The sequence below is a fragment of the Geoanaerobacter pelophilus genome, assembly GCF_018476885.1.
GTDB lineage: Bacteria > Desulfobacterota > Desulfuromonadia > Geobacterales > DSM-12255 > Geoanaerobacter > Geoanaerobacter pelophilus.
On sequence record NZ_JAHCVJ010000002.1, the window covers coordinates 506,933 to 521,334 of the forward strand.

General features: G+C 50.3%; 7 protein-coding genes. All 7 read right to left on the reverse strand.

Features of this window, described 5'->3' with window-relative positions; genetic code table 11:
* Positions 1 to 10: 10 nt before the first annotated feature.
* The 7 genes from KI809_RS07780 to KI809_RS07810 all read right to left on the reverse strand — a co-directional run bounded on the left by KI809_RS07780 (position 11) and on the right by KI809_RS07810 (position 14,369).
* On the reverse strand, positions 11 to 1,492 hold the full coding sequence (locus tag KI809_RS07780; protein ID WP_214170965.1) for a glutamate synthase subunit beta: 1,482 nt from the start codon (positions 1,490 to 1,492) through the stop codon (positions 11 to 13).
* 32 nt (positions 1,493 to 1,524) lie between these two features.
* Positions 1,525 to 6,108, reverse strand: coding sequence for a glutamate synthase large subunit (gene gltB / locus KI809_RS07785; RefSeq protein ID WP_214170966.1), 4,584 nt, complete (start codon positions 6,106 to 6,108; stop codon positions 1,525 to 1,527).
* 569 nt (positions 6,109 to 6,677) lie between these two features.
* Positions 6,678 to 8,423, reverse strand: coding sequence for a restriction endonuclease (locus tag KI809_RS07790; RefSeq protein WP_214170967.1), 1,746 nt, complete (start codon positions 8,421 to 8,423; stop codon positions 6,678 to 6,680).
* 478 nt (positions 8,424 to 8,901) lie between these two features.
* Complete coding sequence (locus KI809_RS07795; RefSeq protein ID WP_214170968.1) at positions 8,902 to 9,288, reverse strand: hypothetical protein; 387 nt, start codon at positions 9,286 to 9,288, stop codon at positions 8,902 to 8,904.
* A 26-nt stretch (positions 9,289 to 9,314) separates the two neighbouring features.
* Positions 9,315 to 10,004 carry a recombinase family protein gene (locus KI809_RS07800; RefSeq protein ID WP_214170969.1) on the reverse strand — a complete coding sequence of 230 codons (690 nt, stop codon included), beginning with the start codon at positions 10,002 to 10,004 and terminating at the stop codon, positions 9,315 to 9,317.
* A 394-nt stretch (positions 10,005 to 10,398) separates the two neighbouring features.
* Complete coding sequence (locus tag KI809_RS07805) at positions 10,399 to 13,005, reverse strand: tetratricopeptide repeat protein (protein ID WP_214170970.1); 2,607 nt, start codon at positions 13,003 to 13,005, stop codon at positions 10,399 to 10,401.
* 410 nt (positions 13,006 to 13,415) lie between these two features.
* The gene (locus KI809_RS07810) at positions 13,416 to 14,369 is read right to left on the reverse strand and encodes a hypothetical protein (RefSeq protein ID WP_214170971.1); all 954 of its coding nucleotides are present in this window, start codon (positions 14,367 to 14,369) and stop codon (positions 13,416 to 13,418) included.
* Positions 14,370 to 14,402 lie beyond the last annotated feature (33 nt).

The following is a 14,402-nucleotide window of genomic DNA, read 5'->3' on the forward strand; positions in this document are numbered from 1 at the left end:
TCTGCTACGTTCAGGGCAGTTCCGTTGTCCCCATCAGGTAGCGGTCGCACTCTCGCGCCGCGCCCCGCCCCTCGTTGAAGGCCCAGACCACGAGACTCTGCCCGCGGCGGCAGTCGCCGGCGGCAAAAACACCCTCGACGCTGGTGGCATAGCGGCCATAGTCCGCCTTGATATTGCTCCGGCCGTCCCGTTCAAGACCGAGCGCACCTGGGAGTTCCTGCTCTGGTCCCAGAAAGCCCATGGCCAACAGCACCAGGCTGGCCGGCCGAACCTGCTCAGTCCCGGGTACCGGAATGGGCGCAAACTGCCCCTGGGCATTTTTCTCCCACTGAACCTGAACGGTATGAATGGCAGTGACGTTGCCGTCCGCATCGCCTTCGAATCTGGTCGCCGTGGTCTGGAACACCCGCGGGTCAGCACCGAATTTAGCGGCAGCCTCTTCCTGGCCGTAATCGACCTTGTGGGTCTTGGGCCACTCGGGCCAGGGATTGTCATCGGCGCGGCTGTCGGGGAAGCGGGGCATGATCTCAAGCTGCACCACCGAGTTACAGCCATGGCGCAGGGAGGTTCCGACGCAGTCGGTGCCGGTATCGCCGCCGCCGATAATGATCACATCCTTACCCGCGGCTGAAATATAGTCTGCTCCTTCATTGAGGAGCGCCTTGGTATTGGCGGTAAGGAAATCCATGGCAAAGTGGATCCCTTTGAGCGAGCGCCCCTCGATGGGGAGGTCGCGGGGGAGGGTGGCGCCAGTAGCAAGGACAACGGCATCGAATTCACTACGGAGTTTCTCGACAGGATAGTCGGCGCTGCCGATGTTCGTGTTGCAGACAAAGGTGATCTGCTCGGCCTCCAGCAGTTGAATCCGGCGCAGCACTACGTCCCGCTTGTCCAGCTTCATGTTGGGGATGCCGTACATCAAGAGTCCGCCAGGGAGGTCGGCCCGCTCGAATACCGTCACCTGGTGTCCAGCCTTGTTCAGCTGGGCGGCGGCCGAGAGACCGGCCGGCCCGGAGCCGACCACTGCCACCTTCTTGCCGGTCCGGTTTTGCGGTGGGCAAGGGGTGATCCACCCTTCCTGCCAGGCGCGGTCAACGATGCTGACCTCGATGTTCTTGATGGTGACCGCAGGTTCTGTGGCGCCAAGGGTGCATGACCCCTCGCACGGGGCCGGACAGACCCGGCCGGTGAACTCCGGAAAGTTGTTGGTCCGATGCAACCGGTCCAGCGCCTGGCGCCAGAGACCGCGGTAGACCAGATCGTTCCAGTCAGGGATCAGGTTGTTGATCGGACAACCGCAGGCCATGCCGCTCACCAGCATGCCGGTATGGCAGAACGGAATGCCGCAATCCATGCAGCGGGCCCCCTGGGTGCGAAGCGCCTGCTCCGGGAGATGCAGATGAAACTCATTCCAGTCTTTAAGTCGCTCCAGCGGCTCGCGATCAGCCGGTAGCTCGCGATTGTATTCCATGAATCCGGTTGGTTTTCCCATAGCTCTATCCTATCTAAAAAAGTAACTCTCGATTAATGACCTGCTTGAGCGGCATTTTCCTCGAATGCCGCCGCCAGTGCCTCGTCTCCGGAGAGTCCCGCGGCTTCCGCCCGCTCCAGGGACTGGAGGACCCGCTTGTAATCCATCGGCATGACCTTGACAAATTTATGGGCATAGGTCCGCCAGTTGAGCAGGATGATCGTTGCCCGGGCACTGTCAGTCAGCTGGGCATGCTGCTCGATCATAGCCTTGAGGGTTGCCAGGTCCTTGTCATCAAGGTGCTCCAAGGCCACCATCTCAGTGTTGCAATGGGTCCGGAACTGCCCGTCATTGTCAAGTACATAAGCAATGCCGCCGCTCATGCCGGCAGCGAAGTTGCGGCCGGTTTCCCCCAACACCACCACGGTGCCGCCGGTCATGTACTCGCAGCCATGGTCGCCGACCCCTTCAACCACCGCATTGACCCCGGAATTGCGTACGCAGAACCGTTCTCCGGCAATTCCGCTGATGTAAGCGGTGCCGCTGGTCGCACCGTAGAAAGCCACGTTGCCGACGATAATATTTTCTTCCGCCTTGAATTTCGACCCGACAGGCGGATAGATGACGATGGTCCCGCCGGAGAGCCCTTTACCCACATAATCATTGGCATCGCCGGCCAGTTCCAGCGTCATTCCTTTGGGGACGAAGGCACCGAAGCTTTGACCGGCTGAACCGGTAAACTTGAGCCTGATAGTGTCGTCGGGCAACCCGTCTGCGCCAAAGGCGCGGGTGATCTCGTTGCCGACGATGGTCCCGACCACCCGATCGATGTTGGTAATAGGCAGTTCGGCTGTGACCTTTTCACCCTTCTCGATGGCCGGCTGGCAAATTGCCAGCAGCCGGGTAATGTCAAGAGACTTGTCCAGGCCATGGTCCTGGGTTTCAGTACAGTAGCGGCTCCCATTGATCCCCATTTCCGGCTGGTAAAGGATGTTGCTGAAGTCCAAACCACGGGCTTTCCAGTGGGCGACGGCCCGCTTCGGCTCCAGGCGGTTGGCCCGGCCGACCATTTCGTTGAAGGTCCGGAAGCCGAGTTCGGCCATGATCTCCCGGACTTCCTGGGCCACAAAGCGCATGTAGTTGACTACGTACTCCGGCTTGCCGGCGAATTTGGCCCGCAGGACCGGGTCCTGGGTGGCAACGCCGGTGGGACAGGTGTTGCTGTGGCAGACCCGCATCATGGTGCAACCGAGGGTCACCAACGGTGCGGTGGCAAAGCCGAATTCCTCTGCCCCTAGCAGAGCGGCGATGGCCACGTCCCGGCCGGTCTTGAGTTGGCCGTCCACCTCGACGATGATCCGGCTGCGCAGGTTATTCAGTACCAGGGTCTGGTGGGTTTCCGCCAGGCCGAGCTCCCACGGCAGGCCGGCGTGCTTGATGCTGGAGAGCGGCGAAGCACCGGTGCCGCCGTCGTAACCGCTGATCAGCACCACGTCGGCATGGGCTTTGGCCACCCCGGCCGCAATGGTGCCGACCCCTACCTCGGAAACAAGCTTGACGCTGATCCGGGCACGGCGGTTGGCGTTCTTCAAGTCGTGAATCAGTTCCGCCAGATCCTCGATGGAGTAGATGTCGTGATGCGGCGGCGGCGATACCAGACCGACGCCCGGCGTGGTATGCCGGGTCTTGGCCACCCACGGGTAGACCTTGTGGCCCGGCAGTTCGCCACCTTCGCCCGGCTTGGCCCCCTGGGCCATCTTGATCTGCAGTTCCGCGGCATTGGTCAGGTAGTTGCTGGTGACGCCGAACCGGCCGGATGCAACCTGTTTGATGGCGCTGTTCTTGGAGTCCCCTTGCTCATTGGTCCAGGTGAAACGTACCGGGTCCTCGCCACCTTCTCCGGTATTGGAACGGCCGCCGATCCGGTTCATGGCGATGGCCAGTGCTTCGTGGGCTTCCTGGCTGATGGAGCCGTAGGACATGGCGCCGGTCTTGAAGCGCTTCATGATCTCTTCTACCGGCTCCACTTCGTCGATCGATACCGGCACCCGGATTTCGGTGTTGAAGTCCAGCAGGCCCCGCAGGGTGTAGAGCCGCTCGTTCTGGTCGTCGATCAAGCTGGAGAAAACCTTGAACTCCTGGTAGTCGCCAGTACGGGTCGCCTTCTGCAACGACTGGATGGTCAGAGGGTTGAAGAGGTGCTCCTCCCCGTCCTTGCGCCACTGGTACTGCCCGCCCGGATCAAGGGTCGGCTCCACTGCCACCCGCTGCGGGTAGGCCTTGCGGTGACGCTGCAGCAGCTCTTCGGCAATGCCGTTCAGGTCGATGCCGCCGATGCGGGACGGGGTCCAGGTGAAATATTTGTCTATGACCGACTGGTGCAGGCCGACCGCCTCGCAAATCTGGGCGCCCCGATAGCTCTGGATGGTAGAGATCCCCATCTTGGCCATGGTTTTGACGATCCCCTTGACCGAGGCCTTGATGAAATTCTTCACTCCGGTCTTGAAGTCAAGACCAGGCAACATCCCCTGCTGGATCATGTCGTCGATGGACTCGAAGGCCAGATAAGGGTTGATGGCGGTAACACCGTACCCGAGCAGGACCGCGAAGTGATGCACCTCGCGAGGCTCACCCGACTCCAGGATCAGCGATACATGGGTTCTGGTGGCGGTGCGGATCAGGTAATGATGCAGGCCGGCCACGGCCAGCAGGGCCGGGATGGCAGCATACTCTTCATTGCCCCCCCGATCCGACAGGATCAGGATGGTAGTGCCGGACTCAATAAAGCGAATGGCGGTACTGAACAGGCTTTCCAAGGCCTGCTCCATTCCCGCAGCACCATCGGCTGCCTTGAAGAGCAGAGACAGGGTCGTGGTCTTGAACCCGGCCCGACTCAAGTTACGCAGCTTGTCCAAATCGTCATTGGTGAGGATCGGCTGCTCCAGCCTGATCACGCGGGCGCTGGTCGGCGACGGCTTGAGCAGGTTTGATTCGGAGCCGATCCGAACCGAAGTGGCGGTAATAATCTCCTCGCGAATCGGGTCAATAGGAGGATTGGTCACCTGGGCAAAAAGCTGCTTGAAATAGTTGTACAGCAGCTGAGGCTTCTCCGACAGCACCGCCAGCGGAGTATCGGTCCCCATGGAGCCGAGCGGCTGGATGCCATCGGTAGCCATCGGGCCGAGGATCGTCTGCTGGTCCTCAAAGGTGTAGCCAAATGCCTTTTGTCGTTGCAACAGTGGGGAATGCTCAAGAGGTTGCACCTTGGAAGACTTGGGCAGGTCCGCCAGCAACTGGTGGTTTACCTTGACCCAGTCACCGTAAGGCTTGGCAGTGGCGAGATCCTGCTTGATCTCCTCGTCGGAGATGATCCGCCCCTGCACCGTATCTACCAGGAACATCTTGCCCGGTTGCAACCGTCCTTTCTTGATAACCTTCTCAGGCGGTATCTGCAGGACCCCGGCCTCGGACGCCATGATCACCAGGTCGTCGTCGGTTAAGTAGTAACGACAGGGGCGCAGACCGTTCCGGTCAAGCACGGCACCGATGATCCGGCCATCAGTGAAGGTGAGGGCCGCCGGGCCGTCCCACGGCTCCATCAGACAGGCGTGGTACTCGTAGAAAGCCCGCTTCTCCCTGCTCATGTTCTCGTGGTTCTCCCACGGCTCAGGTACCATCATCATCACTGCATGGGGGAGCGAGCGACCTGACAGCACCAGCAATTCGAGGCAGTTATCGAACATGGCGGAGTCGGAACCATTGGTATTGATCACCGGCAACAGTTTCTTGATGTCGTCGCCGAACAGTTCCGAGTTGAACATGGACTGGCGGGCATGCATCCAGTTCACATTCCCTCGCAGGGTGTTGATCTCGCCATTGTGGGCCAGAAAATGGTAGGGGTGAGCCCGGTCCCAACTGGGAAAGGTGTTGGTGGAGAAGCGGGAATGCACTACGGCGATGGCCGTCTCCATGGCCGGGTCGCGCAGGTCGGGATAGTACTGGTCCAGCTGGGCGGGCATCAGCATCCCCTTGTAGACCAGGGTCCGGGTCGACATACTGGAGATGTACCAGTGGGGATCGACCCCCTTGTCGCGGATTTCATGGATAGCCCGCTGATTCACAACGTAGAGCTTGCGGTTGAATGCGTCTTCATCGGCGCACGAGGCATCGCGTTTGAAGAAAATCTGCCGTACCAGTGGCTCGCCCGCCTTGGCCGTATCGCCCAGCAGGGAATTGTCGGTTGGCACCTCGCGCCAGCCAAGGACGGTCAGCCCCTCCTCGGTAATGATCCGGTTGAAGATATGCTTGGCGGCGCTCCGCTCGGTGGCTTCCGGCGAAGTGAAGAGCATGGCAACGCCGTAGTCGCCGACCGGCGGGAGTTCGATACCCTGTTGAGGGCAGACGGAGCGAAAGAAGGCGTCGGGCATCTGGATGAGAATGCCAGCACCGTCGCCGGTATTATGTTCGCTACCGACCGCACCACGGTGGTCCAGGTTGGCCAGGACAGTGATGGCCTGCTGGACGATCTCGTGTGACTTCTTCCCCTTGATATTGGTGACGAAACCGACGCCGCATGCGTCATGCTCGAACTGGGGATCATATAGTCCTTGCTTCTTGGGTAATCCGATTGTTTTCATGATGCAGCCTTTGCGAGTTAGTGACTTCGTTAGTTATTCTGGCTTTCTACAATAAGCATCGATTGTGCCTTAATCGCTCAATTGAAAATAAATGTTATTAATAGTTGAAATTACTGCTTTTTTTAGCACGCATAGCCGCCTTCAAGCGGGGTAAACCACACTACCCCACTGCTCCCAGGGAGCAATCTTACTCAACTGAGTACACAACAGAGTGCAATCAGGAAAACTCAGGCAATGCCATGTCGAGTGCATCAAGTAACGAGAAGGATCTGAATGAAAAAAGGAAAAAAGGGCTACAGCCAGTAGCCGTAACCCCTTGATTTAGTGGCGAGGTAGTCGGCCGAATAGTCAGTTTAAGCATTTGTTGTTACTGCAATATATTTATGATGAGAAATAATCATACCGTAAAATATACCGTAAAGTTCTGACTCTGCAAACTTCCAATACAGTTAATTTAAGGTGCAATAAGGGCAAGGTATACAAGTCAGTTTTTAGGATACCTCCATATACCCGATGCTGACTGATTAGGTTAACGCCAAGATTCCTGTAGTATTCATTATAATTTCGGGTCACAGTGCAGCTTGCGACATGGCTAATTTCCGTGCTTCAGGAATGTCAATCTTTGCTTTGTGTCCATGCTTCTCCAGCATATGCAAAAGATTAGCACCGTTTAGAAGAATCATTGGTTTGCCTTTGGCAAATTCATAAGAATCAGGACCGTAGTCTGAAGTGGTAACTAAAATCCCCTTGTTTGCGCCTTCGTTCATTACGGTACCATATAGGTCCCTGACGGCTCCAACGCCAACAGTGTTCGTATATCGTTTTGCTTGAATGACGATTTTGCCACCTCGGATTGGATCTGGATCAAAAGCTACTGCGTCCACTCCTCCGTCGCGACTTGCCTGTGTAACTTTAACTTCACCGCCATTAACAGAGAACTCTTTTTCAAATATTTCTCGTATTAGGTGCTCAAAATCTTCCCAGTCCATGGCAGCAAGATTTATTGAGGGATCAAGTGTATTTGCGACCTCATATGCTGAAACGAATCGCCCGTCCTCTCGCCTCATTTGCATTATCGGCGGCACTGCAGCTAAACTGTGAAGCTTTGAACTCCCAACGCCCTTCAAACTTTTGAAACACGCCTTTGGATCAACATTTGCCAGGTTAATCGCTAAAAACTCATTTCGTCTAACTTGCAACGACATAACACAAGGGTTGATATCTTTTCCTGTGCTACGATCAAGAGATTTTACCCAACCATTAAAGACTACAGTATCTATTGCGTTAATAACATCAGATTCAAACAGCTCATGTACTGTGCGGAGTACGATATTATACAGAATATCGTCATATAACTTTAAAAGTTGCGTTTGCGAAAGATGTTGCTCAACAAGTTCGTCTCTAGCTTGAATATATTTCACTTCTTTCAGTGTCGGAATATGTTCTGGAGCTGGCATTGTATAATCAACCAGTAGTATTTTAGTTTCATTGTTATAATCAATGGCAAACTCTTTAGGAAAATAATCGGGATAATCAGATGCTGATAATACCATATCACAATATTCAATAATTATTTCTGGTATACCGCTAACGTAGTCTTCTCGCATTTTGTCAATTACTGCATTTGCCGATATCTGCTTCTTTATATAATCCGTATTCAAACCTTCCCACTTTCGAAGCTCTCTTTGATAAGCACGTTCTTCCATCTGTAAAGCCTCTTCATAGTCTTTTACTGCTGCAGCATGATCAATTTCAATGTTTAAAATTTCCTGCTTCCAAGCTTCGTGATCTGATATAAAAAGGTTGTTACATGCATTTTCAATCTTCTCACGCCGTGAAGCAAATATCTTATCAAGGATGCCAAATTTGGGCTGATATTTTTGCTGATTTCTTTTTGGCTCCTCTGTAGCTTTTCTTTTAGTAGGCTTGACCTCTTGTGTAATTCTCTTCGGTTTTGGCTCTGGGTATTGAGTTGAATCCTTTAATGCTTCCCAATTTATGGCATCGTTGATATCCAGCGTGTGCAATAAGATGTTACTGAGACGATCAAGTTCCTTCTGCGCTTCCTCTGTAAGTCTTACACCTGTTTGTTTTTTTGTTTCTCTGCTAAGTCTAGTTGTCTCCTTTGTTTGCATCTGATTCCATTTCTCATCCCATTCATTAGACTGTAAGTCGGCCTTGCGGCGGATAATAGTAGAATCACCACCTTTGATTAAGCGATGCTTTTTGAGCCCATCATGCCAGAGCTCAATTTGATAAGAAGGAATACCACGAACACTATATTTCGTTTCGACATCACCAATTCTTGTTCTCATGTTAACTCCTCATTAAATCAGTGAGACCAGTTTAATTTTACGGAAAATATCAGAATCGACTTAGTATTGCAAATGATTGAAAAAATATTGAGTTGAGATTCTTGGAGTGGAATGCTGAAAGCGACTTAAAATCAATATATGAGTGGTTCACGATAATCCGGGATGAAATTATCATGTCGTTTTCATTTGGAATTCAGGGATTTCTGGGTTTTGTCAAAGTCGATTTATTATCAGCACTGCAAGTAGTGTTATGCCTCCAAAATATAATGTAAAAAACTTCAGGAGTTTTTGAAAGTTATTAGTTCACATACTCAAAACGAGAACCAAAGTCACATACATAATATGAATTAATGGCCCTATACTATTGATGTTTTGAGCTATTATTGATTATTCCTATACGAAAAATACGGCATATAAAATCAATCTCGTGAACAAAACCATAACTCCGTCGCATACTTTCTACAAACGCTGATTGTATTCACTTAAGACGTTCGAACCATTTTGAACCATCTCCGTATTTATCTAGTATTTCCCCCCATGGTATTGGGTTGGTGAAGCGTCTATGGATTCGAGTATGGCAACTTTGACACAATGGGAAGTGCCCTGTCATGCTAGAGTAATCTTCCGAGTGGAAGGAGATTGTTGCGTGGTTGGGGCTTGTCCCGCAGATATCGCAATTATAGTCCTCTGCTGGAGTAATCAGGCCAAGCTGAATTCCAAGATAAATTGCTTGCCATTTCAAAACTCTTTGATCATGGGTAAAGCCGTTATAGGTTTGTAAGGGTTTCCACGTCCAGGCCCGAGGTTTGAGGCTTCGTTTGGCCGCGAGCATGAATATACTTTCGATAGTCATTTCTTCGTTCATTATTGATCTCCCGAAGTAGCCTTATATCAAATTGCTTGAGGTAGCCTAGCCATAGCATTCTTTACAGCGGTTGGGGTCCAGCTCCCCTGCTTCCCTCTGGCAGTGAGTATGCCTCTATTGTTCAGCTCCCGCGCCATTTGATTCAAGCTCATTCCCTGGTTCGTATAATCCTGGATGATGGGGGAGAGACTTCCCGCGAAATCGTTTGCTTTGCCCTGCCGAGCCTGTACCCCTAGGACTCGTCCCATAGCCGCTGCGTGTTGATTTAGGTTCCCAGGATTCCCCAGAGTCTTGCCACGGGCTTTAGCCGCTTGAAGTGCTGCCTTGGTGCGTTGGCTGATCATCTCCCGCTCATGCTCTGCTACAGCTGCGAGAATGTGAATTGTGAATTTATTGGCAGCTGGCATATCACAAGCCACGAACTCGATACCAGACTTCATGACTGACCCAATAAAGTGTGAATCTCGTGAAAGCCTATCGAGCTTTGCGATGACTAGCGTTGCTCCTGTCACCTGACAGTGCTTGAATGCCTTTTGAAGTTCTTGACGCTCGTTAAGCTTGCCGCTTTCCACTTCAACATATTCCGCTATCAGTTCCCAGCTCCCGCCGTTTAGATAATCATTGATTGCTTTACGCTGTGCTTCAAGCCCTAGGCCTGAAGCTCCCTGCTTTGCGGTTGATACTCTTATATATCCAACGAATTTACCGTTAGCCATTGTGATTTACCTCCATGTATAAAAACAGTGAATGGTCGTGTACTGTAATAATATAGTGACCACGTAAATTGGCAAGCCCGATTTGTCCAGCTTATTTTAAATAATATATGTCTGTGACGTGTGGGGCTATGAAACAGAAGAAGTGAATATAAGTGACTATAAGTTATGGTCGCCTTGAAGCCTCATTGCGGACAAATCTGGTCATTGGAAAGAAACATTTCCCAGCAACGGGAATGAGTGTGACCGTCGGTAAGGTTTTCTGTCACGATCGAGTCCAGACAAAAACTGGGACTTGCCTTTCTGTAACCTTCAACCGCAAATCCTATGGTCAGTGCCTCGCCATGAGCTCAAATGCCAATATGATCCCACGCCAAAATATTGTAATAGTCATTGGTTATCGCCTTTTCTTACGAGAAAAAGCACGGAATCCTTTTGCCTGCGACTGCACAGTTTTTAGGTTTTCTTGGATATCTACAAGCAAAGGATGTGTAGCTGACAGTATGCGTTTTCCAACAAGAAGTGCTTTATTCAATGCATCTACGGCTAGTTGCGATTTGCCGAGTCTGTAATAGGATATTCCTAAACTAAAAAATGATCTGACAACATCCGGATGGTTTTCGCCATATAATGACTGACGTATATTTAGGGCCTTTTGAATTAACTCATGGCCCATTTTGTTGTCACCAGATGCACAGCAAGTATTTCCGATATTATTATATGAAGTGGCGCTAAAAATGTTGTTATCACCAAAAAGCTTACAGTATATGTCAACTGACTTCTGCTGAAACTCTAAAGCTTTTCGGTAGTCCCTCAAACTAAAATAGATGTTGCCAATATTATTATATGAAGTAGCGGTTGCTGGGTGATCTTCGCCAAAAAGCTCTCGGCTAATGTCAAGAGACTTCTGCAGAAGCTCTAATGCTGTCTGGCAGTCTCCCAGGTAATTATAAATAGTTCCGACACTGTCGTATGAAGAGGCAGTCTTGTGATGTTTATCTCCAAAGAGAGTAAGGCAGATATTTAGCGCTTTCCTATGGAATTCAAGAGCTTTTTTGTAGTCACCCAAATCACAGTAAGCGATGCCGACACTCTTGTAAGATAATACAGTATCGGAGTGGTTTTCACCAAAGAGGCTTAACCTGATTGAAAGTGCATGTTCCTTGAGTTTTAGGGCAGTTTTGAAGTCGCCGATTAATCCATATGTATGACCAAGATCGTCATTAATATGGGCGTTCAATTCCGTCGGCTCAGAACTCTCTTTTTCGATCATTGAAAAAGAGGATTTCACAATGTCATGAGCTCTTCGGTAATCACCTCGGTGATAAGGTGGATATGCTTGAAGCCAGGTCAAGCGGGCGTTTGTCCGGGGGAGTCCACTACAGTTGTCGCACCAGGCAATTAAGTGATCTATCTCAGCCTCATAACTTGGTAAATTTTTAAACTCTTCCCTCAATCCCTGGAACCAGTCTCCAAGCTTATTGGCAATATTTTCAGCCCAAATCATTTCCCCAGCTATAGGTATTTCAACTTTTCGTACTTCGCGTACCAGTCGATGGATTGCATAGCGTTCTGCTCCCTGAATTTTCTGGATAATTCGCAACTCAACACCAAGTGCCATGGCACCGCGAAGTTCAGCAGGCGTCTTGCCGAGCAGACATGCCATGAGTTCGATCCCCATTGTTGCGGGGCCGCTCCATGTAAGAAGGTTGAGAATCGGCGTAAGAAGAGGTTCTTCTTCAAAAAGTTCTTCATTGATCTTTAGTGTTCGAAAAAGATCGGGGTCATGTCCAGTAAAACTTCTGAGAAATTTTTCCGGCAGTGCTTTCAGGGGATCTTCTCGAAGTTTAGCCAGATAATCGGCGAAGGTGAAGGTTCTGCGGTGACAAAGATAAGCCCCAGCCAGTTCAATGGCTAAAGGAAGACCGCCAAGAATGGTCCCAATTTCCAGCGCTGCTGTTTCCTCTGTAGGATCTTCCGGTAGACGGCAAGATTCTTGACAAAGAAGCTTAAAAGAGCACTCTGGATCTAGGGGATCTATGGGGATAGGGGTGAAGCCAGGCTGATCAAACCGGCTGGTGACAAGGATGTGGGCGGTGCTATGGGGGTTGGGGAAATAAGGGCTAATCGCCTGTTGTGCTTCTAGGTTGTCAAAAATGATTAGGCAGTTGCCATGGCCACGGAGTCGCTGCTTGGCCACGTCCAGCTTGTCCTTGTGGTCTGATTCAGGGGCAATCCATTGGGCCGAGACCGCCAACTCCGTCAATTGGGCGTCGATTTCCTGGTCTGCGTTGAGCCAGATAATGCCATTTGGATAGGAATCACGATACCGATGGGCATATTCCACGGCGAGCTGCGTCTTGCCAAGGCCGCCGAGCCCCTTGAATGATACGGTGTGGCCGATGGCTGTCCGGCGTCCCTCCACTAAATGCTGTCTAACGGTCGAAAGTGCCTCGTCCCTGCCGATTACCTGGTTCCCCTTTGTAGCATAAGGAACATGAAAAACCGGGTTGGAGGGGTGATAGTTAGGTCTTAGCGAAGGGGTGGAAGGATTTTCTACGGTAGGAGTTGTCTTTATCAGATGATTTACTTCTTTAGTTAACAACGCCAATGCCTCTTCAGCATCGTTTTCGGTCATGGAAGTAAGCGCTTTACCATCTTTGGGTCTGGCTTGGATGGATTGCAACCAAGAAACATCATCCCAGGCGCAGGGGCGCAAGATGACCGGTATAACGCGAACACCGTCCTTTTCTCGGCGCTGCAACAAAGGAGGTATTTCTTTTCCTAGGATGAACATTGAGGTGAGAAAGTCGGCCGATATCAGGAGTAATGCAACGTCGCATGAATGAATTGCTTTCTCGATCTCAGGCAGCCAATTATCCCCCCCCGAAATCCGGCGGTCATCCCACAACGCCAATTGGCCGTCATTTGCGAGCACGCCGAGATGCTTTACGACGTTATCTTTCCATGCCTCGTCTTTATGACTGTAGCTGATAAAAACCATGAATTCTCCCTTCGGATAGCGAACTTTAAATGAGTCGAGTCCATACTCCGCATGTATGTAGACGTGACCCCATGCTTTTTATTCTAAGTCATATTGATCTCCTTCTTGCCAACGTCTTGAGGGTTTTTTGTAGCGAAGCAGAAGACGAGAGCTTGCATATATCGAAGCTGACTCAAATTTACATCATCTGGTCAGGTCGAAAAGCGCATCGATTTGTGGCCTTAGCATGCCGGATATCATGATTTACGCTTTTGAGGTTAGCGCACTCTTACAAAAACTAGCAGAAGCGCTAAAACAATGCAAATAAATGAAGGAGTAGTGATTAGCAGGAAATTACTTGGTGGGATTTTATACAGTGTTTGCCGATGTGAGATAATTTTAGGAGTACGCTCTGAGTTGTCCAAATAAAGCTAAACCTTTGAAATTAAGTGCAATCCCTTGACTGAGAACGGATAAATTTTATCGAGTGCTGCAGGCAAAGTTTTCCACAACTCATCGGGATTCCACCATGAACTATCACCTTCCGAAAAGAACGAATCCCGAAAGTCTTGCCTTTTTTTCTTGTCTTTGAAAATGTTGAGGGCAGCATTAAAACCTTCATAGCGACAGAGCCGGAGGAAGGCCAGACGCAATGGATCATCTTTTGTTTTTGGGGAAGTTACCATACTCATCGAAGAAAAGGGATTCTCCAAATTCTTTAAGTCTGTGAATTTTAGATTTTTCTGTTTTCTAAGACGCAACTCAACTCTGGTGAGAGGGTACGGGGGGATATTCTCTTTAGGCATGTTAGGTTTATTGTTGCAGTTCTGTATCTCGGCATTCTTGTCATATATGGCAAGGATTTTCGGGCCTGAATCATCACCTAGATACGCTGTTTGTATCTTTCCAGATTTCAGGGTGTTCTTGCTGTACTGAAATTTTGGATAATAGACAAACAGGTTACTTACATGCAGATACTTTACAAGAAATGCTAGGTCGATCCGTGTTATCCGACCTTCATGTATCAGCTTCTCGAAACCGTTTTTAAGGAGCAAATTCAATGCGGTTGCGACTTCATAAATACTTACTTTGCTCGGGTTAAATTCAGCTCTGATGAAGTTGTGATCCTCAATCCATGGGTCTATGCTAAGGATTATTTGACCTTTGTTTGAATTGATTTTTGCTTGGTTTCTATAGAGCCCTGTCGCATGATGTTTTATTCCCCAATTTTCGCAATAAGCAATAAAGGCATTAAGAACGTCACTTTTTTCTTTTTCAGGGACGTTAACTGTCATGGTTAGAAAGTCTATCGTCATACTTGTTACTACTGGCTTCCCATGCTTTATGATCTCCCCAGTCTGTTTATTCTTTATTGTTATTGCCATATACACTCACCTTATTACACTTTGAATCTTACC